The 20,444-nt window shown below is 52.3% G+C and carries 22 protein-coding genes and 1 rRNA gene; 22 read left to right on the forward strand and 1 reads right to left on the reverse strand.

The window, feature by feature from the left end; genetic code table 11:
- The 9 genes from rrf to pssA form a co-directional block, all read left to right on the forward strand.
- Nucleotides 1-89, forward strand: a 5S ribosomal RNA gene (gene rrf, locus EV294_RS28745); the annotation flags it as partial.
- A 638-nt stretch (nt 90-727) separates the two neighbouring features.
- Nucleotides 728-1,189, forward strand: coding sequence for a CtsR family transcriptional regulator (locus EV294_RS28750; protein WP_132313282.1), 462 nt, complete (start codon nt 728-730; stop codon nt 1,187-1,189).
- Between the two features lie 38 nt (nt 1,190-1,227).
- Nucleotides 1,228-1,752, forward strand: coding sequence for a protein-arginine kinase activator protein McsA (mcsA, locus tag EV294_RS28755; protein WP_132313284.1), 525 nt, complete (start codon nt 1,228-1,230; stop codon nt 1,750-1,752).
- A 64-nt stretch (nt 1,753-1,816) separates the two neighbouring features.
- Nucleotides 1,817-2,854 carry a protein-arginine kinase McsB gene (gene mcsB, locus EV294_RS28760; protein ID WP_481856099.1) on the forward strand — a complete coding sequence of 346 codons (1,038 nt, stop codon included), beginning with the start codon at nt 1,817-1,819 and terminating at the stop codon, nt 2,852-2,854.
- 3 nt (nt 2,855-2,857) lie between these two features.
- Nucleotides 2,858-5,311 (forward strand): ATP-dependent protease ATP-binding subunit ClpC, encoded by a 2,454-nt coding sequence (gene clpC / locus EV294_RS28765; RefSeq protein WP_132313288.1) that lies wholly within the window; start codon nt 2,858-2,860, stop codon nt 5,309-5,311.
- Between the two features lie 165 nt (nt 5,312-5,476).
- On the forward strand, nt 5,477-5,833 hold the full coding sequence (locus EV294_RS28770; protein ID WP_132313290.1) for an antibiotic biosynthesis monooxygenase: 357 nt from the start codon (nt 5,477-5,479) through the stop codon (nt 5,831-5,833).
- A gap of 183 nt (nt 5,834-6,016) precedes the next feature.
- Nucleotides 6,017-7,384, forward strand: a complete 1,368-nt coding sequence (radA, locus tag EV294_RS28775; RefSeq protein ID WP_132313292.1) for a DNA repair protein RadA — start codon at nt 6,017-6,019, stop codon at nt 7,382-7,384.
- 9 nt (nt 7,385-7,393) lie between these two features.
- Nucleotides 7,394-8,470, forward strand: coding sequence for a DNA integrity scanning diadenylate cyclase DisA (disA, locus tag EV294_RS28780; protein ID WP_132313294.1), 1,077 nt, complete (start codon nt 7,394-7,396; stop codon nt 8,468-8,470).
- Between the two features lie 87 nt (nt 8,471-8,557).
- The gene (pssA, locus tag EV294_RS28785) at nt 8,558-9,301 is read left to right on the forward strand and encodes a CDP-diacylglycerol--serine O-phosphatidyltransferase (RefSeq protein ID WP_132313296.1); all 744 of its coding nucleotides are present in this window, start codon (nt 8,558-8,560) and stop codon (nt 9,299-9,301) included.
- 168 nt (nt 9,302-9,469) lie between these two features.
- Here the strand turns inward: pssA and EV294_RS28790 are convergent, their stop codons facing one another.
- Nucleotides 9,470-9,865 carry a nucleoside triphosphate pyrophosphohydrolase family protein gene (locus tag EV294_RS28790; RefSeq protein WP_132313359.1) on the reverse strand — a complete coding sequence of 132 codons (396 nt, stop codon included), beginning with the start codon at nt 9,863-9,865 and terminating at the stop codon, nt 9,470-9,472.
- Nucleotides 9,866-10,015: 150 nt separating this feature from the next.
- Between EV294_RS28790 and EV294_RS28795 the strand changes: the two genes are divergently transcribed.
- From EV294_RS28795 to nusG, 13 genes are all read left to right on the forward strand, one after another.
- Nucleotides 10,016-11,107 carry a PIN/TRAM domain-containing protein gene (locus EV294_RS28795; RefSeq protein ID WP_132313298.1) on the forward strand — a complete coding sequence of 364 codons (1,092 nt, stop codon included), beginning with the start codon at nt 10,016-10,018 and terminating at the stop codon, nt 11,105-11,107.
- Between the two features lie 49 nt (nt 11,108-11,156).
- A complete protein-coding gene (gene ispD, locus EV294_RS28800; RefSeq protein ID WP_132313300.1) occupies nt 11,157-11,867 on the forward strand; it encodes a 2-C-methyl-D-erythritol 4-phosphate cytidylyltransferase in 711 nt (236 codons plus the stop codon).
- On the forward strand, nt 11,864-12,352 hold the full coding sequence (ispF, locus tag EV294_RS28805; RefSeq protein ID WP_015847249.1) for a 2-C-methyl-D-erythritol 2,4-cyclodiphosphate synthase: 489 nt from the start codon (nt 11,864-11,866) through the stop codon (nt 12,350-12,352). Before ispD ends, ispF begins: the two co-directional genes overlap by 4 nt.
- Before the next feature lie 31 nt (nt 12,353-12,383).
- Nucleotides 12,384-13,847 carry a glutamate--tRNA ligase gene (gltX, locus tag EV294_RS28810; protein ID WP_132313302.1) on the forward strand — a complete coding sequence of 488 codons (1,464 nt, stop codon included), beginning with the start codon at nt 12,384-12,386 and terminating at the stop codon, nt 13,845-13,847.
- Nucleotides 13,848-14,398: 551 nt separating this feature from the next.
- A complete protein-coding gene (gene cysE / locus EV294_RS28815) occupies nt 14,399-15,061 on the forward strand; it encodes a serine O-acetyltransferase (protein ID WP_132313304.1) in 663 nt (220 codons plus the stop codon).
- Nucleotides 15,058-16,470, forward strand: coding sequence for a cysteine--tRNA ligase (cysS, locus tag EV294_RS28820; protein WP_132313306.1), 1,413 nt, complete (start codon nt 15,058-15,060; stop codon nt 16,468-16,470). Before cysE ends, cysS begins: the two co-directional genes overlap by 4 nt.
- A 35-nt stretch (nt 16,471-16,505) precedes the next feature.
- Nucleotides 16,506-17,003 carry a Mini-ribonuclease 3 gene (locus tag EV294_RS28825; RefSeq protein ID WP_243711833.1) on the forward strand — a complete coding sequence of 166 codons (498 nt, stop codon included), beginning with the start codon at nt 16,506-16,508 and terminating at the stop codon, nt 17,001-17,003.
- Between the two features lie 23 nt (nt 17,004-17,026).
- Nucleotides 17,027-17,755, forward strand: a complete 729-nt coding sequence (gene rlmB / locus EV294_RS28830) for a 23S rRNA (guanosine(2251)-2'-O)-methyltransferase RlmB (protein WP_041614742.1) — start codon at nt 17,027-17,029, stop codon at nt 17,753-17,755.
- Between the two features lie 3 nt (nt 17,756-17,758).
- Nucleotides 17,759-18,283: an NYN domain-containing protein gene (locus tag EV294_RS28835; protein ID WP_132313308.1), complete on the forward strand. Its 525-nt coding sequence runs from the start codon at nt 17,759-17,761 to the stop codon at nt 18,281-18,283.
- Nucleotides 18,284-18,514: 231 nt separating this feature from the next.
- Complete coding sequence (gene sigH / locus EV294_RS28840; protein WP_015847243.1) at nt 18,515-19,165, forward strand: RNA polymerase sporulation sigma factor SigH; 651 nt, start codon at nt 18,515-18,517, stop codon at nt 19,163-19,165.
- Between the two features lie 325 nt (nt 19,166-19,490).
- A complete protein-coding gene (rpmG, locus tag EV294_RS28845) occupies nt 19,491-19,640 on the forward strand; it encodes a 50S ribosomal protein L33 (RefSeq protein ID WP_015847242.1) in 150 nt (49 codons plus the stop codon).
- A gap of 17 nt (nt 19,641-19,657) precedes the next feature.
- Nucleotides 19,658-19,867: a preprotein translocase subunit SecE gene (secE, locus tag EV294_RS28850; protein ID WP_091190672.1), complete on the forward strand. Its 210-nt coding sequence runs from the start codon at nt 19,658-19,660 to the stop codon at nt 19,865-19,867.
- A 23-nt stretch (nt 19,868-19,890) separates the two neighbouring features.
- Nucleotides 19,891-20,424 carry a transcription termination/antitermination protein NusG gene (gene nusG, locus EV294_RS28855; RefSeq protein WP_015847240.1) on the forward strand — a complete coding sequence of 178 codons (534 nt, stop codon included), beginning with the start codon at nt 19,891-19,893 and terminating at the stop codon, nt 20,422-20,424.
- Nucleotides 20,425-20,444 lie beyond the last annotated feature (20 nt).

Raw genomic sequence — 20,444 nt, forward strand, 5'->3', positions numbered from 1 at the left:
GCGTTCCCATACCGAACACGACCGTTAAGCCCTCCAGCGCCGATGGTACTTGGACCGCAGGGTCCTGGGAGAGTAGGACGTCGCCAAGCAATGAAGAGCCTGCCGCATTATGCGGCAGGCTTTTTGTTTCCGTTAAAGTTATCAACCGTTCATCCACAACCCGAACAGCTGATCCACACTGGGATCCAGCTGCCTTTTTGTGTTTATATCCACATGTGAATAGTCGCTCAATTGCAACTTATCTGTATTTTGTAGATAAAATTGTGTATAAATCGTGAAATCTCCTTATTTTATGCGTGATTGCGCTCTGGATAACTGAATAATCGCGTGGATAGACAATTGACGCCTAACCAAGCGGTTCCCCATTACTTCTTGCCCTGTTTATAAATTCCCCGTAACGGTTTAATAACAATATAGAGCCTTTGGCTAGCTCGAGCGTTTTGCACACCGTTTATTCACAAATGTGAGTAGTCGGTGGATGATGGGCTGGAAGGACAGCTGCAGCTGTGCGTTTGTGGGATGGTCTGTGTATAAATCGCATCCATCCGCACCATGCTAGATAATGACGATAGTGTGATTGTTAAATTATCAGAAAATTGAAATTCCGAGTATTGACCTTTCCTGATTTTTGCGTATAATAAAGTTAAAGTCAAAGAAAGTCAAAGTCAGTTGGGGCAGCATTTCCACAAATGCATCCACAGCTCATGTCGCCAGGAGGTTGGTAAATTTGCGTAACATTTCCGATCTCATCGAGCAGTACTTGAAGCAGATGTTGCAGGAAAGCCCGGAAGGCGCCGTTGAAATTCAACGCAATGAACTGGCAGACAAGTTTTCCTGCGTTCCGTCGCAGATCAACTATGTGATCAGTACCCGGTTCACTTTGGAGAAGGGATACATGGTTGAGAGCAAGCGCGGCGGCGGCGGTTATATCCGCATTCAGCGGGTAGACCTGCCGGCGCTTAAGACGATTCAATTCCATATCCATCAAACGATTGGCGATTGCGTCGAGCAAAGCGTGGCGGAGGGGCTGATTTATCAGCTGGAGGAGGCAAGACTAATTACGAAACGGGAAGCGAACCTGCTTCGGTCCGCGGTTGACCGCGACACCATCGCCGTCAAGCTGCCGCTTCGTGATGAGATCAGAGCCAGGTTACTACGCTCCATGCTGATAGCATTATTAGCCAAATAAGCGCCTGAGAAGGCTACACCGAAAGGAGGGGATTCGGCTTGATTTGCCAAGAATGCGGCAAAAAGCCGGCAACGCTTCATTTTACGAAAATCGTGAACGGTGAAAAGACCGAATTTCACATCTGTGAATCCTGTGCAAGGGAACGGGGAGAAGGCATCCCCGGCGCTCCAAACGGGTTCTCCATTCACAGTCTGCTGTCGGGCCTTCTCGATTTTGATCCGAGCAGCACTAACGGCGTAAACAGCGCCAAGCAACAGCAAATGATCCGCTGCGATAACTGCGGATTAACGTATACGCAATTCAGCAAGATCGGCAGGTTCGGCTGCAGCAACTGCTACCGCCAATTTACCGAGAAGTTAGATCCTCTGCTGAAACGTGTACATGGCAATACGGTCCATGTCGGTAAAATACCGAAGCGTTCCGGCGGCCAAATTCAGTACAAGCGAGAGATTGAACAGCTGCGGCGGGATTTGCAAAGCCGTATCGAACGAGAAGAATTTGAAAGCGCGGCTCATATTCGTGATCGAATCCGTGAGCTGGAGCGTAAAATAGTAGATCTGTAAGGCGCACGAAGGAGGTTTACTCTTGGCGAGTCATCGTTTTTCTGAGCAAGCGTTAAGCGATTGGATGAAGGGAGTTGGACCTGACTCCGATATCGTCATTAGCAGCCGAGTACGCATTGCGCGAAACTTGCGGCAGTTTCCCTTCCCGATGCTTGCTACCAATCAGCAGTCGCTTGATGTCATGAATCAGCTCACTGCAATAGGGCAATCCGGCAAGCTGGATCCGGTAGGACATTTCGAAACGATTGTTTTATCGGAGCTAAGCGAGCTGGAAAGAAGGGTATTGGTTGAGAAGCATCTGATTAGCCCCAATCTGGCTAACGAGTCACGCGGAGGGGCAGTCATTCTTAGCGAGAATGAATCGGTCAGTATCATGATCAACGAAGAGGATCATCTTCGTATACAGTGCCTGTATCCGGGTTTTCAAGTCAAAGAGGCTTGGACGCTGGCGAATCAGATCGATGATATTTTCGAGGAAGAAACCAATTACGCATTCGATGAAAAGAGAGGTTATTTAACCACCTGTCCGACGAATGTGGGAACGGGAATACGCGCATCGGTTATGATGCATCTGCCGGCACTTGTGCTGACTCAGCAGATTAACCGAATTTTATCGGCTGTCACGCAAGTTGGTCTCGCTGTCCGTGGGATGTACGGCGAAGGCAGCGAAGCGCTGGGGAATCTGTTCCAGATATCGAACCAGATAACGCTGGGACAGACCGAAGGCGAAATCATCGATAATTTGCACGGAGTAGCCAAGCAGATTATCGAGCATGAGAGGGCAGCAAGGCAAAGGCTGATGTCCGAGTCCCGGCTTCGGATTGAAGACCGCGTAAGACGCTCTTACGGGATATTGTCTTATGCGGCGGTGATGGACTCCAAGGAATCCGCGCAGCGGTTGTCCGATGTAAGGCTAGGCGTAGATCTGGGGATTTTGGATCACGTCACGAGCCAATCCTTGAATGAATTAATTGTAATGACGCAGCCCGGGTTTCTGCAGCAGACGTTCAACGAGAAGATGAGCGCCGATCAGCGGGATTACCGCAGGGCCGAATTAATCCGCAATCAATTGCGGAGTCAAACCGAGCATGGGGGTGCATGAAACATGATGTTTGGACGATTTACGGAGCGAGCGCAAAAGGTTCTTGCCTTGGCGCAGGAGGAAGCGGTTCGTCTTGGTCACAATAATATTGGTACGGAGCATATTCTCCTCGGACTGATTCGCGAAGGGGAAGGCATTGCAGCGAAGGCTTTAATCGGGCTTGGTCTGGGACTTGAGAAAATTCAGGACGAAGTCGAAGCATTGATCGGCCGCGGTCAAGAGCAGCCGACAAACATTGCCTATACGCCACGCGCGAAAAAGGTAATCGAGTTGTCGATGGACGAAGCAAGAAAGCTTGGCCATACGTACGTAGGCACGGAACATATCCTGCTTGGCCTGATTCGCGAAGGAGAAGGCGTAGCTGCCCGTGTTCTGAACAACCTTGGCATCAGCCTTAATAAAGCTCGTCAGCAAGTGCTTCAGCTGCTGGGAAGCAGCGAAGCGGTATCCAGCAGTCACGGCTCTCCATCCAATGTGAGCACGCCAACGCTGGACGGCTTAGCCCGCGACCTGACCGCTTATGCTCGCGAAGGCAATCTGGATCCGGTGATTGGCCGCAGCAAGGAAATCGAGCGCGTCATCCAGGTGCTCAGCCGCCGCACGAAGAACAATCCTGTTCTGATCGGTGAGCCGGGCGTAGGTAAAACGGCGATTGCCGAAGGTCTTGCCCAAAAGATCATTGCAAACGAAATTCCGGAGACATTGCGCGACAAACGCGTCATGACGCTGGATATGGGCTCCGTTGTAGCCGGTACGAAGTACCGCGGCGAATTCGAAGACCGCTTGAAAAAAATCATGGATGAGATCCGCCAGGCCGGCAACATTATCCTGTTCATCGACGAGCTTCATACGCTGATTGGTGCAGGCGGCGCCGAAGGCGCGATTGACGCCTCCAATATTCTGAAGCCTGCGCTTGCCCGCGGCGAGCTGCAGTGCATCGGCGCAACGACGCTGGATGAGTACCGCAAATACATCGAGAAGGATGCCGCGCTGGAGCGCCGTTTCCAACCGATTACGGTTGATCAGCCGTCGCCGGAAGAAGCGATTCAAATTCTGCACGGCCTGCGTGACCGTTATGAGGCTCATCATCGCGTGAAAATCACGGATGATGCAATCGTGCAAGCCGTGAAGCTGTCCGATCGTTACATTACGGACCGGTTCCTGCCGGACAAAGCGATCGACCTAATCGACGAGGCAAGCTCCAAAGTGAGACTTAATTCGTATACGGTACCGCCTAATCTCAAACAACTGGAGAACCGTCTGGAGGATATCCGCAAGGAGAAGGACGCCGCGGTTCAAAGCCAGGAGTTCGAGAAAGCGGCAGCCCTTCGCGATACGGAGCAAAAAATCCGCGAAGAGCTCGACGTAACGAAGAACCAGTGGAAAGAAAAACAAGGCCGCACCGATTCCGAGGTAACGCCAGAAGATATCGCGCAAGTCGTAGCGAGCTGGACGGGAATTCCGGTCAGCAAGCTGGCGGAGGAAGAAACCGAGCGTCTGCTCAAGATGGAAGACATTCTGCATGATCGCGTAATCGGTCAAGAGGATGCGGTTAAAGCGGTATCGAGAGCCATCCGCAGAGCACGCGCCGGTCTGAAGGATCCGAAGCGTCCAATCGGTTCGTTCATCTTCCTTGGTCCTACAGGGGTAGGTAAAACCGAGCTGGCCCGAGCACTCGCGGAAGCGATGTTCGGAGACGAGAACGCGGTTATCCGCATCGATATGTCGGAGTACATGGAGAAACACTCCACGTCCCGTCTCGTCGGAGCGCCTCCGGGATACGTCGGCTACGAAGAAGGCGGTCAATTGACCGAGAAAGTACGCCGCAAGCCGTATTCCGTTGTCCTCCTTGACGAAATCGAGAAGGCGCATCCGGAAGTGTTCAACATCCTGCTGCAAGTGCTCGAGGACGGCCGTCTGACCGACTCCAAAGGCAGAGTGGTTGATTTCCGCAACACGCTGATCATCATGACTTCGAATGTTGGCGCGGATCAAATCAAACGCAATTCTTCGCTTGGCTTCACAGCCGTACAGGATTCGGGCCGAGAGTTCAACCAAATGAAGGATAAAGTGATGGCCGAGCTGAAGAAAAGCTTCCGTCCGGAGTTCCTGAACCGGATCGACGAAACAATCGTGTTCCACTCGCTGGAGCAAGAGCATATCGCTCAAATCGTTACGCTTATGTCCGAAGAGCTTCGCAAACGGCTGCGCGAGCAAGAGGTGGATTTCATTCTTACCGACGCCGCAAAAGCGTTCCTTGCGAAGGAAGGCTTCGATCCGCAATACGGTGCGCGTCCGCTGCGCCGCGCGATTCAGAAGCATATCGAGGACCGGATTTCCGAGGAGCTCTTGCTCGGCAAGATCCGCAAAGGCGATTCCTTCACGATTGACGAGAAGGACGGCGAGTTGACCGTTAATAAATCCGAAGCTGTTTCGGAAGAGCCGGCTGCAAAATAAGAAAGACAACCAGCTGCCCGGGCGAGGGAATCCTTCGCCGGGCAGCTTTTGTTTTATCTTAGAGAAGTTTGACAATGATAATCATTATCGTATATGCTTGCAGTAATGATATTGCAGCGATGAAGGGTTCAGATATAGAAGCTTGGGACGACGGAGGGACTTAAGATGATCGTTATGACGAATACGATAAAAATAAAAAAAGGCCACGGGGAAGAGGTGGCGGAGCGGTTCCAGAAAACGAAAGGCATTGAGCAATCGGCCGGCTTTGTTCGCATGGAGGTCATGCTGACCGAAGGGTTGGAAGACTACGATGAATTGAAGGTAAGCACCACCTGGGAGACGAAAGCATCCTTTGAAGGCTGGATGAACAGCGATTCCTTCCGTCAGGCGCACGCCCACAGGGGAAACAACCAGTCCGAAGGCGGCAAAGGAAAGGATGGCGGTGGCGAACGGATTATGCTGGGCTCCCAGCTAACGACTCACCGGATTCTCGTATCCAGAGAGGCTGCGGTCATCTCATAATTTTTGCAGCTTATACTTTTGCATCGTTTAACAAAAGCTTTCTTTATTCCGATGATGGAATAAGGGAGGCTTTTTTATTTGCTGGAATCTATTGGTCCGTACATTAGTTCGCAAGAAGGGGTTTATACCCTACGGATAAAATGGTAAACTTTGAATGGTAACGCTTGTTAAAAGGAGCCTTGTATGGCAAAGATAAAACTAAAGTTTGTATGTACTGAATGCGGGACGGAATCGCCGAAATGGCTTGGCAAATGTCCGGGCTGCCAGTCTTGGAACACGATGGTGGAGGAAAAAGAGACCGTTATCAAAACACAAGGTGTCGGTCTTCGCGTGGCTCAGACGAAAGAAAAGCCGCAATCCATCATACATATAGAAAGTGGGCAGGAACCGCGTATTGAAACACGGTTGCAGGAGCTTAACCGGGTGCTGGGCGGCGGCGTTGTGCCGGGCTCTCTCATTCTGGTAGGCGGGGATCCCGGAATCGGAAAATCCACGTTGCTGCTGCAAACCTCGCATGCATTGGCCTCCAAGGGGCTGAAGGTGCTGTATATTTCCGGGGAGGAGTCCGTCCGGCAGACGCGCCTTCGCGCTGACCGGCTTGGTGCTCTGACGGAATCCCTTTTTGTCCTTTGCGAAACGAATATGGAGCAAATCAACGATGCGATTGAATCGGTCCAGCCGGACTTTCTCGTTATCGACTCCATTCAAACGGTGTACGACCCGAATGTTCAATCCGCCCCGGGAAGCGTAGCCCAGGTAAGGGAATGCACGGCTCATTTTATGAGAGTGGCCAAGATCAACGGTATCGCTACCGTCCTTGTCGGGCATGTCACGAAGGAAGGCGCCATTGCCGGTCCTCGCTTGCTGGAGCATATGGTGGACTGCGTGCTGTACTTCGAAGGCGAGCGGCATCACACTTACCGGCTGCTCCGGGCCGTAAAGAACAGATTTGGTTCCACCAACGAGATCGGCATATTCGAAATGGGTGAAGAGGGCCTTCGCGAAGTAGCCAATCCTTCGGAGCTGTTCCTGTCGGAACGCCCGCTTGGCGTATCCGGTTCTACGGTTGTAGCCAGCATGGAAGGAACCCGCCCCGTTCTGGTAGAGCTTCAGGCGCTTGTCGCAGCAACGAATTTCCCGTCGCCGCGGCGGATGTCCACAGGGATCGACCATCACCGGATGGCATTGATTATCGCAGTATTAGAGAAGCGGATCGGCATGTTTTTGCAGACGCAGGATGCCTATTTGAATGTGGCGGGCGGCGTGAAGCTGGATGAGCCGGCAGTTGACCTTGCTGCTGCAGTCTCGCTTGCATCAAGCTTTCGCGATGCACCTACTCGCCCTTATGACGTTATCTTCGGCGAAGTGGGCCTGACGGGCGAGGTTCGCGCAGTATCCCGTGCCGAGCAGCGGGTGAAGGAAGCGGAGAAGCTTGGCTTCAAGCGGGTCATTATGCCGGAGAAAAGCTTAAAGGGCTGGAAGCCGCCGGAAGGCATCGAGATTATCGGCGTGAGTACGGTAGCAGAAGCGCTGTCCGCGGCACTTGGATAGGGGGCAAATATGAAGGAACAAAGTCAGCTAGAAATAATGAACCAGCTATTGCAATTAGTCGCGCCAGGCACCCCGTTCCGTGATGGGCTTGATAATGTGCTACGGGCCAAAACGGGCGCTCTGCTTGTTGTCGGGTATAGTCCCGAAGTGATGGAGGTCGTGGATGGAGGCTTTTCCATCAACTGCGATTTTTCCCCAAACTATTTGTATGAGCTCGCCAAAATGGACGGAGCGATCATCCTCAGCGAAGATATGAAACGGATTTTGTACGCCAATACGCAGCTTATTCCGAATAACTCGATTTCTTCCATCGAGACCGGTATCCGCCACCGCACAGCGGAGCGGGTAGCGAAGCAGACGGGCAAGCTTGTCGTGTCGATCTCGCAGCGCCGGAATATCATTACGCTATACCAAGGCAATTTACGCTATTCGCTCAAAGAGATGGGCGTTATATTGACGAAGGCCAATCAGGCGATTCAAACGCTTGAGAAATATAAGGTCGTACTTAGCCAATCGCTCACCAACCTGTCGGCCCTTGAATTCGAGGAGCTGGTCACGCTGCAGGAGGTTGCGCATGTGGTGCAGCGGGTCGAAATGGTTCTGCGCGTCAAAATGGAAATCAAGCGTTACGTCACCGAGCTTGGCACGGAGGGACGCCTTATCGCCATGCAGATGGAGGAGCTCGTGAACGGCGTTGACGAAGATGCCTGGTATCTCCTGAAGGACTATGCCAAGGACAATTCCGACGACAAAATCCGCGAAATCCGCGCAGCGCTCAAGAAGCTCAGCGCGGAAGACCTGCTGGATGCGCCTCCGATTATCCGTCTTCTAGGCTATACGCATACCGCCGCCATGGTGGAGGAAGCGGTGTCGCCGCGAGGCTTCAGGCTGCTGAATAAAATCCCTCGCCTGCCATTAATTATAATGAATAATCTGATTGAGCGGTTCGGTCGGCTGCCTCATATTCTCATGGCAACCATTGACGAGCTTGACGAAGTGGACGGTATCGGAGAGGTTCGCGCCCGTGCCATCAAGGATGGCTTGAAGCGGATCCAAGAGCAGATGTTCATTGACAGACAAATTTAAATCTCATACAATGGATGGAATGTGTACCGTATTCCAATCATACATTAGTAAACGGTTTTAGGGCATAGTAGAGAAGAGGTGGAATAGATGATCACTAAGTCGATACCGAGCCTTCTCACGGTCGGAAACTTATTCTTAGGAATAGCCGCCATTATTCTCGTGTTTAATGAAAAGCCGGAGACAGCAGCGATGATGGTTATTATTGCGATGCTGCTTGACGGGGTGGACGGCCGTGTAGCACGTGCGCTGAACGCGCAAAGCGAGTTCGGCAAAGAGCTCGATTCGTTATCCGATGTGATCTCGTTCGGCGTGGCGCCGGCTTTTATTATGTATGTCGTTGCCTTTCAAGAGCTTAACCCGACCATTGCCTGGATTATTACCGGACTGTTCCCGATTTGCGGTGCATTGAGGCTGGCCCGATTCAATGTCATACCCGGGAAGCCGGGATACTTTATCGGTCTTCCTATTCCTGCTGCCGGAGGCGTGTTGTGCACGCTTGCGCTGTTTCAGGACGATATTGCAGTCTCGGTCTTGTTAGCGAGCACACTGGTGCTCTCCTTGCTCATGGTAAGCACGATTAAATATCCGAACTTTAAAAAAATCGGCATCTCCAAGGGTGCGATCTGGGCGATTCCTTTTGTAGTCGCGCTGGCTATTTTCCTTGGGATCCAATTCCCTGACCAGTTATCCAAAATCATCTTTGTTCCGATGCTGTTATATGCGCTTTACGGTCTAAAAAAAAACGTTGACGGCCGCATGAAGAAACGCGTCCGCAAACGCCGCGGCAAAGATGTACAGGATGAGAACGTACAATCGGAGACGACTGCGTAAACAATCCCCACAAAGTGAAGCAAATGCTCTGGAGCTTATTCCGAGTACTTTGCGGGGGCCCCGGTGTATAAACCGAAAAAGCTGAAAAGCTAGAAGGCAAATAAAGAAAGAGCTGTTCCCCGTACTCGTTAATCGACGAGTATTAGGAGCAGCTCTTTTTTGCGCTTATTACGTTAAATTAAACAATCCGAGGGTAGAGCATTTATCGTATTCCTTGGCGACAACTTCGTCTAATTCAATATCAAGCAGATTGCACATGGCGGTCATGTAGAACAAATTCCTCCCAAGCTCGGATTTGAGCACATCGCGGCAGGATTCGCATACTTGGCCTGAGATATGGCTTTGAAGCGTAGATTTGGCACTCTCGAGATTCGGTTCATCTGCATACTCTTGCTTGCGGGCATTGAGTTCAATACAACCACAGTCCGTTACGGCCTTCGTCACCGCGCGGTTTACGGATGCACCGGACTGACCAAACTTGGACATGACGTCCAGCAGGCTCCGATGCCTAAGCAATAGTTCTGATACTTGCTGCTGGAATTGTTCCAGTGTAGGAGCACTCATCGATTCCACCTCTTTCATCAGCTTCATCTGCTATAACTGCTAATTCCATTATAAGCATACCCTGCCATCATTTCAAAATGAAAAATCATTCACGAACCTACGGTTTAGCCCGTCCATTATTGGAACATAATTGTAATGGAGGTGGTATTTATGATGAAACGAATTATTCAAATGGCCGGTCTATTATTTGGCGGATTGGCCGGGCTGGAAGTAGAAGGAAAAACGAATGGCATAGAAGGCTGGACGCAATCGTCGCTTGGTATTTGGCAAGGAACTAGCATGTATTATTTCGCGATTGGAGCACTTTTTGGACTTCTTGTTGCGAGCATGGCTGCAGGACGGATTATGAAGTTTATGCAGCGCGGTATTGAGCAAACGGCCGAAATGCCGATGAAGGATTTGCTGGCCGGCAGCGGCGGGCTTCTTGCGGGACTGTTCTTGTCCGCGCTTTTGTACCCGGCGGTGGCAAAGCTTGGAGGTCCGGGGCTTCTGATTCCGGCAGTGATGTCCCTGTTCTTCGGTTACGTGGGTCTTCGAATCGGCTTAAGCAAGAAAGACGAGCTGGCGGCAGCGGCATCGGCGATGCTGGAGCAGCGCAAGGCAGTACCGGCGGCTAGTGAAGCGGGGGGCTTTGAAGAGCATAAAATTTTGGATACCAGCGTCATTATCGACGGCCGGATTGCGGATATCTGCAAAACCGGATTTATCGAAGGAACGCTGGTCATCCCGGAATTCGTGCTTGAGGAGCTGCAGCATATCGCGGACTCTTCGGATCTGCTGAAGCGAAACCGGGGACGCCGCGGACTTGATATTTTGAACAAAATCCAAAAGGAATTGGATGTTCGGGTGCTTATCTACGAAGGAGACTTTGAAGAAATAAGCGAAGTGGACAGTAAATTAGTCAAGCTTGCGAAAGCCCTTAAAGGCAAGGTTGTTACCAATGACTTCAATTTGAACAAGGTATGCGAGCTGCAAGGGGTATCGGTACTGAACATAAATGATTTGGCTAATGCAGTGAAGCCCGTCGTCCTGCCCGGTGAGGAAATTATCGTACAAGTTATCAAGGACGGCAAAGAGCATGGGCAAGGCGTCGCCTATCTGGACGACGGTACGATGATCGTTGTGGAAGGCGGACGCGATTATATCGGCAACACGATGGAAGTGCTCGTCACGAGCGTTCTGCAGACCTCGGCAGGCAGAATGATATTCGCAAAGCCTAAGCTGTTGGAAAAAGCGCTGTAACCTTGTATAGTAGGGAGTAGTTGTTTATACGTACGAGGGAGATTAGGCGATGAATGCACATTGGGGAGCGGTTGTCGTTGCGGCCGGACGCGGTTCGCGGATGGGAACCAAAGAAAGCAAGCAGTATTTGCCGCTGCACGGAAAGCCGATACTCGTGCATACGCTGGAATTGTTCCAGTCGATGGACGAGATTGCAGATATAGCGCTTGTGGTTGGCGCGGATGACGTGGAACGCTGCACCGGGCTTGTAGAAGAGTACAAGCTTGGGAAGGTGACGGCCGTGGTGGCCGGGGGAAGCGAGCGCCAGCATTCGGTCTTTGCGGGGATCAAGGCGTTGTCGCCGGCTGCCGAATGGGTCATGGTGCATGACGGCGTGCGTCCGCTCGTCACGCGGAAGGCGATACGAGCCTGCTGCGAGAAAGCCGAGTGGAGCGGCGCTGCCGTCCTGGCCGTACCGGTTAAGGATACAATCAAACAGGTAGACGACACGGGTCTGATCGTTTCAACGCCGGACCGCCGAAGCTTGTGGGCGATACAAACGCCGCAAGCTTTTCGTCGTGATTTGCTGACCGCGGCGCATGAGCGCGCGGCGGCGGAGCATTTTCTCGGCACGGACGATGCCATGGTGGTGGAGCGCACGGGTGCGCCCGTCGCTATTGCGGAAGGCGACTATACGAATATCAAGATCACGACGCCGGACGATCTGCCGTGGGCGGAGTTTTTGTTGGAGAAACAGAGGAGAGAGGGGAACAAGCAATGATTCGAGTAGGACAAGGCTTTGACGTGCATCAGCTGGTGGAGGGTCGTCCCTGCATTATCGGGGGCGTGACGATTCCTTATGAGAAAGGGCTGCTGGGTCATTCCGACGCGGACGTGCTGCTGCATGCGATTACCGACGCGATTCTCGGGGCGCTTGGTCTTGGCGATATCGGCAAGCACTTCCCGGATACATCCGAGGAATTCAAGGACGCCGACAGTTTGAAGCTGCTTGAGCATGTATGGGCGCTTGCGAAGGAGCGGGGCTACAAGCTTGGCAATTGCGATTCGACGATTATTGCCCAACGTCCGAAGATGGCGCCTTACATTCCGCAAATGGCGGAGATTATCGCGCGCGCGTTGGAAGCGGACATCGAGCAAGTGAACGTGAAGGCGACGACGACCGAGCAGCTTGGTTTTACCGGCAGAGGCGAAGGAATTGCCTCCCAATCGGTTGTCTGCTTGATTCAGGATGTTATAATCAAGTAGTGGTTTAGTTATACGAGAGGGGTTATTAGCGATGACACAAGAAGTGAGAGTCCGTTATGCACCGTCCCCGACGGGTCATTTACATATCGGTAATGCCAGAACGGCCTTATTCAATTATTTGTATGCGCGCAGCCAAGGCGGCAAATTCATTATCCGCATTGAAGATACCGACGTGAAACGCAACGTGGCGGGCGGGGAAGAAAGCCAGCTGAAATACTTGAAATGGCTTGGCATCGACTGGGATGAGAGCATTGATATTGGCGGTGGCTACGGTCCGTATCGTCAGACCGAGCGCCTTGAAATATACAAGGAATATTGGCAGGACCTGATTGACCGCGGTCTTGCTTACCGCTGCTATTGCACGGAAGAAGAGCTCGAGCGGGAGCGGGAAGAGCAGATGAACCGCGGCGAGACGCCTCGTTATTCCGGACGCCACCGCAATCTGACGGAAGAACAGCGCCAGGCGTTTGAAGCCGAAGGCCGCGTAGCCAGCGTGCGATTCCGCGTACCGGAGGGCAAGACCTTCGCGTGGGACGATATGGTTAAAGGTTCCATCAGCTTCGATACGGCCGAGATGGGCGACTTCGTTATCGTGAAGAAGGACGGCATCCCAACCTACAACTTTGCCGTTGTCATCGACGACTACCTGATGAAGATCAGCCACGTGCTGCGCGGCGAGGATCATATCTCCAACACGCCGCGTCAGCTGATGATCTACGAAGCGCTGGGCTGGGAAGCTCCCAAGTTTGCTCATATGACGCTGATCGTGAACGAGAGCCGCAAGAAGCTCAGCAAACGCGACGAGTCGATCATCCAGTTCATCGAGCAATACGATGATCTTGGCTATCTGCCTGAAGCGTTGTTCAATTTTATCGCTTTGCTTGGCTGGTCGCCGGAAGGCGAGCAGGAGATTTTCTCTCATGACGAGCTGGTGAACGTATTTACGGCTGAACGCCTGAGCAAGAGCCCTGCCGTATTCGACACGCAGAAGCTGAGCTGGATGAACGGCGAGTATATGAAAAAGATCGACCTCGAGCGCCTTGTCGACCTTTGTCTGCCGCATTTGCAGAAAGCCGGCCGCGTGGCCGAACAGCTGGATGCCGCTGGCCGGGAATGGGTGACGGCGCTGACAGCTCTCTACCAAGAGAAGCTCCGCGCCGCATCGGACATCGTAGAGCTTACGGAGCTGTTCTTCCGCGATACGGTGGAGGATGAAGAGGAAGCCAAAGCTGTGCTTGCCGAAGAGCAGGTACCGGCTGTCCTGACAGCGTTCCTTGGCAAGATCGAAGAGAGCGAGGCATCGGCCTTTACCGTTGACGGCATTAAAGACTGGATCAAAGCGGTTCAGAAGGAAACCGGCTTCAAAGGCAAGCAGCTGTTTATGCCTATCCGCGCTGCGCTTACGGGGCAGACGCATGGCTCCGACCTGAACCAGTCTATCGCCTTGCTTGGCCGCGATAAAGTCATTAACCGCCTCAAGAACCGTTTGGGCTAAGCATTGCCGGGGCGGACAAGGTTGACAAGCGGTGTTATAAATTCCTTGTCACCCTTACGGGGATTCGCTATACTGTTACTAATTACAATTCGATGACTCAAAAAGCCATGAACAGGAAAAGTACGTTTTGCCGGATTTACAGAGAGGACAATCAGCATTTGCCTATTGCCAGTCTAAGGAATGGCAGGTAGGGATGCGGGCTGCAAGTTGTCTAGTTCGGGGGGCGGAAAATTGCACCTGGGAGCTTTGTTCCGATCCGTAATCCTACCGCTTCGTATACCGGAGCCGGCGGAGCGGGGTAGGCAGCAACGTATCAGCCAACGTTACAGGCTTTAAGACGGACAGCCGGGTTAGGCTGGGCTTAAGCTCGTTATCGGGCCGCGGTTCGCAAACCGGTCTCGTTCAAGCAGAGTGGAACCGCGACGTTACACGCCCGCCTCTGCAGCATTTCAAATGCTGCGGGGGCTTTTTTGTTTTTCAGGCATTTAGCTTCACCTTGTTAGCTTTGTTTCGCTGTGGGGGGCCGCAGCACGGGGGAGAGGAGAACACGCATGTTTCGCCATATTAGATCAGACATTAAGGCAGTATTTGAGAACGACCCGGCCGCGCGAAGCCGGTTTGAGGTTGTCTTTACGTATTCGGGTCTGCACGCGATATGGGCGCACCGGATCGCGAATAAATTTTTCCGTAGAGGATGGTTTACGGTTGCGCGGATTATTTCTCAGTTCAGCCGTTTTATGACGGGCATCGAGATTCACCCGGGAGCCACGATCGGAGAGCGGTTGTTCATCGACCACGGAATGGGTATAGTGATTGGAGAAACATGCGAGATCGGCGATGATGTCGTTATTTACCAAGGCGTAACGCTTGGAGGAACGGGCAAGGAAAAAGGCAAACGCCATCCTACCATCGGCAACAATGTCGTTATCGGTTCCGGCGCGAAAGTATTAGGCTCGTTCCGCGTTGGCGATAATTCGAATATCGGATCCAATGCCGTCGTCCTGCGCGAGGTGCCCGACAACTGTACGGTCGTGGGAAATCCGGGCCGCGTCGTAAGGCGCAATGGCGAACGGGTTGGAGACCGGCTGGACCATAAGCAGCTGCCGGACCCTGTCATCGAGATGTTCCGCGAAATGCAAAAGGAAATAGATCGTTTAAAGGCCGAGGTCGAGAGGCTTCGCGAACCTGTAGCTGGAGGAGAAACGAGATCATGAACGTTCAAATTTATAATACGCTGACCCGAACAAAGGAAGCATTCGTCCCGCAGGAGCCGGGAAAAGTAAAAATGTACGTCTGCGGACCAACGGTTTATGACTATATTCATATCGGCAACGCGCGTCCGGTTATTTTCTTCGATGTCGTGCGCCGTTACTTGGAGTACGCGGGTTATGACGTGAACTACATCGTGAACTTCACGGACGTAGACGACAAGCTGATCAAGAAAGCGGAGCAATCGGGGCTGACGGTTCCGGAGGTTGCCGATAAATTCATTAACGCGTTTAACGAGGATATCGCTTCGCTGGGCGTGCACAAGGCAACGCTGAACCCGCGCGTAACCGAGCATATCCCGGCGATCATTGCGTTTATTCAAGGCCTTGTCGACACAGGCTATGCTTATGCAAGCGAAGGCGACGTCTATTACCGCACCTCGAAGTTCGAGGAATACGGCAAGCTGTCGCATCAGAATCTGGAGGAGCTGCAATTCGGCATCCGGATCGAGGTTGGCGAGCGCAAGGAAAATCCGCAGGACTTCGTCCTGTGGAAGGGCGCAAAGCCTGGCGAAATCAACTGGGAAAGCCCATGGGGACCTGGACGCCCCGGCTGGCATATCGAATGCTCGGCGATGGCGCGCGAATATTTGGGCGATACGCTTGATATTCACGGTGGCGGCCACGACCTGCAGTTCCCGCACCATGAGTGCGAGGTTGCCCAATCCGAGGCGCTGACGGGCAAGCAGCTTGCGAACTACTGGATGCATAACGGCTACATTCATATCAACAATGAAAAGATGTCCAAGTCGCTTGGCAACGGGATTACGGTTAACGAGCTGGTAAAGCGCGTAAAGCCGGCCGCTATCCGTTACTTTATTTTGTCGACGCATTACCGCAGCCCGCTTAACTTCACGGACGAGACCATCGCCCAGGCCGAGAACAGCGTAGAGCGGATCGCGAATTGCGAGGCCAACCTGAAGCACCGGCTTTCCGCGTTCGGCGGTCAAGCGGAGGGTGCGGCTCCCGGGGAGCTTGCCGGCAGAATCGCTCAGCTCAAGGCGCAATTCGAAGCGAAGATGGGCGACGACTTCAATACGCCGGATGCGATTACCGCCGTATTCGAGCTGGTTACGGAAGCGAATCAGTACATGAACCGCGCGGACGCTTCGGCCGAAGGCATCGCCGCATTGCTGGCAGCGCTTGAGGGGATGAACGCGGTACTGGGCCTGCTGCCGGAAGCGGGGGCGGATGCCGAGCTGCTGGATGACGAGATAGACGCGCTGATTGCAGAGCGAACGGAAGCTCGTAAGACGAAGAATTGGGCAAGAGCGGACGAAATCCGCAATCTGCTCACCGAAAAAGGCATTGCGTTAGAGGACACTCCGCAAGGGATTCGCTGGCGGCGCCTGTAGGGCTCTGCCGCAAATCGATTGGAGGACGTGTCATATTGAACAGCAATGAACGGGAACAGGCAAGCTTAGAGGAAGCGGGACAAGGAAGCGGAGCGGGAGCGGGGCTTCTGTTCCACCGTCCGGCCAAGAAAACGCAGCTTATTAATCCGGTTGTGCTCGCTTATGTAGGAGACAGCGTGTTTGAGTTGTTGGTCCGGCAATACCTGGTATCGCTGCCCAATCATAAATCGCATCATCTTCATAAGGAAGCGACTAAGATCGTATCGGCGAAGGCGCAGCGCAAGCTGCTGGAAAAGTGGCAGCCGATGCTGACGGAAGAGGAAGCGGATATCGTCAGGCGCGGCCGCAATACGAAATCCGGAGCGCCGCCAAAGAACGCAGACCCGGCCGATTACCGGCAGGCTACCGCGCTGGAATGCCTGGTCGGGTATTTGTACTACGAAGGACGGATTGACCGTCTGCATGAATTGTTTGCGGCAGCTGTCACGCCGCAGGCGGAGGGCCATCAGGAAGAGAAGGAGGGACAAGCGTGAGCGAACGTTACAACCAAGAAGAAATGATTGCGGGCAAGCATCCCGTTATGGAGGCGCTTCGTTCCGGACGCGATATCAATAAGATCTGGATCGCCGAGGGTGCGCAGAAGAGCCTGACCCAGCCAATCGTGGCCGAGGCCAAGCAGCATGGCGTCATCGTGCAGTTTGTGGACAAGCGCAAGCTGGATACGATGGTGGAGGGCGTACAGCATCAGGGCGTTGTTGCGCAGGCGGCGGCTTTCGCTTACGCGGAGATCGAGGATCTGCTTGCGAGAGCCCGCGAGCTGAACGAAACGCCGTTTCTGCTTATTCTCGACGAGATTGAGGATCCGCATAATTTGGGTTCTATTTTGCGTACGGCAGAATGTACCGGCGTCCATGGGGTCATTATTCCGAAGCGCCGTTCGGTTGGCCTGACGGCAACCGTGCTGAAGACGTCCGCTGGCGCGGCCGAGCATGTGCCGGTAGCGCGGGTGACGAACCTTGCCCAAACCATCGACCGCTTGAAGGAAGAGGGCGTATGGGTAGCGGGGACGGACGTAAGCGCTCCGCAGGATGTCTATAAGACGAAATTTGATCTGCCGCTTGCGATTGTAATCGGGAACGAAGGCAAAGGAATGGGCCGCTTGATTAAAGAAAAATGCGATTTTCTGGTCAAGCTGCCGATGCACGGCCGTCTTAATTCTTTGAACGCATCCGTGGCAGCTGGCGTTTTGATGTACGAAGTGGTCAGGCAGCGTCGGAGCGTATAGCCGATGAATCGGCGCAATGATATTTTGCTGGTGGACGGCTATAATATGATCGGCGCCTGGCCCATGCTTGAGAAGCTGAAGGAGATCGAACTGGAGGAAGCGCGGGACAAGCTGCTTGACATGCTGGCCGATTACCAAGGCTTCTCGGGCATGACGGTGTATGTTGTTTTTGATGCCCATCAAGTGCCCGGACTCGGCGCAACTTACCGGCATCATAAGCTGACGATTGTCTATACGAAAGAGAAAGAAACGGCGGACGAATGCATTGAGCGGCTGGTTACCGAATTAACGGCCAGACGGCGCAATGTATTTGTCGCCACTTCCGATCTCGTCGAACAGCATGTCGCTTTTGGCAAGGGGGCTCTTCGGTTATCGGCTCGCGAGCTGCTGATCAATATCCAGCAGAATCGAAAGCAAATCGAGCTGACTTTGCGGGAGGACATACCGGTCAAGCGCAACACGCTCGACGGCAATCTCAGCCTTGAGGTGCGCACAAAGCTGGAGCGGCTTCGGCGCGGCGGCAAATAGTCGTATTTTTTATCCATAAAGTTACAGAATTTCTATTAAAACGACTCTATCCTAGCGGCAAATCGGTTGACGGTGTAAGATTACATAATGTATACTGGCTCTATATTTAGTGATGAGAACGGCGGTTTTATCGCTATTTTGTCTTGTTTAAATTCGTTGTGGCAGGAAGCCATGGAGATAGGTTGCATATGAATCTAGCGGCGTACGCCTTGCAGGCCGGAGGGATAGTTCGTGAGCATCGACCTCAAAAAATGGAGTACGCTTGAGTATGACTGCAGTTCTGACGAGGATATCGTGGAAGCGGTTCGTAACGGCGACAGTCTGGCTCTTGAATATTTGATCAACAAATATAAGAACTTTGTCCGTGCCAAGGCGCGTTCTTACTTCCTGATCGGGGCAGACCGGGAAGATATCGTGCAGGAAGGCATGATCGGACTCTATAAATCTATCCGCGACTTTAAAGGGGACAAGCTTGCTAGCTTTAAAGCTTTTGCGGAGCTATGCATTACGCGGCAGATTATTACGGCGATAAAGACGGCTACCCGGCAGAAGCATATTCCGCTTAATTCTTATGTTTCTTTGGACAAGCCTATTTACGACGAAGATTCTGACCGTACTCTTCTTGACGTGATTTGCGGTACCCGGGTTTCCGATCCGGAGGAGCTTATCATTAATCAGGAAGAATTTGTTGGTCTTGAGGACAAGATGTCGGAGATTCTGAGCGATCTGGAGCGGAAGGTGCTTATGCTCTATCTGGACGGCAGATCGTATCAGGAAATTGCCGTTGACCTCGACAGACATGTCAAATCGATTGACAATGCCCTGCAGCGCGTAAAGCGCAAACTTGAGCGTTACTTGGAAGTTCGGGATCTTAGCGGATAAGCTATTAAACTTAATACGTGCTGAAGTGATATGAGCTGTTCTCTCGTCCGGTTATCAGGCCGGAGGCGGAGGGCAGCTCATTTTAAGTTTTAAAAGCGGGAATTGTGACGATAATGGTAGAGACGAGCGTCCTGGTGTCGCCATATTTCCATAATATTCGCTATGGCCCAGTCTATGTTTCCATTGACATTGGAATAGGCCGTGTGATAAATTGTTTTAGGTAGGCCTTGATGTGAGGCTTTGTTTTGTATTGGGGCCGAAGTTGCAATGTCATATACATATGGCGTTGTGAACCGTTATTTAGCAGTTCGGGAGGTGTAATTCAATGCGGGTAATAATCACGTTGGCATGCACAAACTGCAAACAGAGAAACTATGCGAGCAGCAAGAACAAACGCAATCACCCCGACCGCATCGAGTTGAAGAAGTTTTGCAAGTTCTGTAACGAGCAGACTCCTCATCGCGAGACGAGATAGTCATTGGAGGTGTTGACGTGGCATTTTTGGCTAAACTGAAGCAAAGCTTCGGAACAACGTTTAGTTTCTTTGCCGACAGCTGGGCAGAACTTAAGAAGGTTCGCTGGCCAAACCGTAAAGAGTTGACAAGCTATTCGATCGTCGTACTTCTAACGATCGCGTTTGTGACGATTTACTTTTGGCTTCTTGACATCGGGATCTCGTCTCTAGTTGAACTGATTGTTTAAGAAGGGTCCAAAGGTGGATTGGAATGGAAAAAAGATGGTATGTCGTACACACTTACGCCGGTTATGAGAACAAAGTGAAGGCCAATTTGGAACGTCGCCTCGAATCGATGGGCATGGAAGATAAGATCTTTCGCGTTCTGGTTCCGATGGAAGAAGAAGTGGTAGAGAAGGACGGTAAGAAAAAGACCGTTCAACGTAAAGTCTACCCCGGCTACGTCCTAGTGGAGATGGTTCAAACTGACGATTCATGGTATGTTGTTCGCAATACGCCGGGCGTCACAGGATTTGTAGGGTCAACGGGTTCCGGTTCCAAGCCAATCGCGCTTATGCCGGACGAAGTAGAACAAATTCTGAAGCACATGGGCATGGAAGAGCCTAAGCCGAAGATTGAATTCGACCTGAAGGAAACCGTGCGCGTCAAAGTAGGTCCTTTTGCGGATTTCGTTGGTACGGTAGAAGAAATTCTGCTCGACAAATCCAAGCTTAAGGTACATGTCAACATGTTTGGCAGGGAGACCCCGCTAGAGCTGGACTACACTCAAGTGGAGAAGATATAATAATATCCGGTTTCCGTAGT

The sequence above is a fragment of the Paenibacillus sp. BK033 genome, assembly GCF_004345425.1.
Taxonomy (GTDB): Bacteria; Bacillota; Bacilli; order Paenibacillales; family Paenibacillaceae; genus Pristimantibacillus.

Coding starts and splice junctions, on each gene's coding strand:
- mcsB (WP_481856099.1), top strand. CDS start 1,817: ATGAAGGGAGTTGGACCTGACTCCGATATCGTCATTAGCAGCCGAGTA.
- clpC (WP_132313288.1), top strand. CDS start 2,858: ATGATGTTTGGACGATTTACGGAGCGAGCGCAAAAGGTTCTTGCCTTG.
- EV294_RS28770 (WP_132313290.1), top strand. CDS start 5,477: ATGATCGTTATGACGAATACGATAAAAATAAAAAAAGGCCACGGGGAA.
- radA (WP_132313292.1), top strand. CDS start 6,017: ATGGCAAAGATAAAACTAAAGTTTGTATGTACTGAATGCGGGACGGAA.
- disA (WP_132313294.1), top strand. CDS start 7,394: ATGAAGGAACAAAGTCAGCTAGAAATAATGAACCAGCTATTGCAATTA.
- pssA (WP_132313296.1), top strand. CDS start 8,558: ATGATCACTAAGTCGATACCGAGCCTTCTCACGGTCGGAAACTTATTC.
- EV294_RS28790 (WP_132313359.1), bottom strand. CDS start 9,865: ATGAGTGCTCCTACACTGGAACAATTCCAGCAGCAAGTATCAGAACTA.
- EV294_RS28795 (WP_132313298.1), top strand. CDS start 10,016: ATGATGAAACGAATTATTCAAATGGCCGGTCTATTATTTGGCGGATTG.
- ispD (WP_132313300.1), top strand. CDS start 11,157: ATGAATGCACATTGGGGAGCGGTTGTCGTTGCGGCCGGACGCGGTTCG.
- ispF (WP_015847249.1), top strand. CDS start 11,864: ATGATTCGAGTAGGACAAGGCTTTGACGTGCATCAGCTGGTGGAGGGT.
- gltX (WP_132313302.1), top strand. CDS start 12,384: ATGACACAAGAAGTGAGAGTCCGTTATGCACCGTCCCCGACGGGTCAT.
- cysE (WP_132313304.1), top strand. CDS start 14,399: ATGTTTCGCCATATTAGATCAGACATTAAGGCAGTATTTGAGAACGAC.
- cysS (WP_132313306.1), top strand. CDS start 15,058: ATGAACGTTCAAATTTATAATACGCTGACCCGAACAAAGGAAGCATTC.
- rlmB (WP_041614742.1), top strand. CDS start 17,027: ATGATTGCGGGCAAGCATCCCGTTATGGAGGCGCTTCGTTCCGGACGC.
- EV294_RS28835 (WP_132313308.1), top strand. CDS start 17,759: ATGAATCGGCGCAATGATATTTTGCTGGTGGACGGCTATAATATGATC.
- rpmG (WP_015847242.1), top strand. CDS start 19,491: ATGCGGGTAATAATCACGTTGGCATGCACAAACTGCAAACAGAGAAAC.
- nusG (WP_015847240.1), top strand. CDS start 19,891: ATGGAAAAAAGATGGTATGTCGTACACACTTACGCCGGTTATGAGAAC.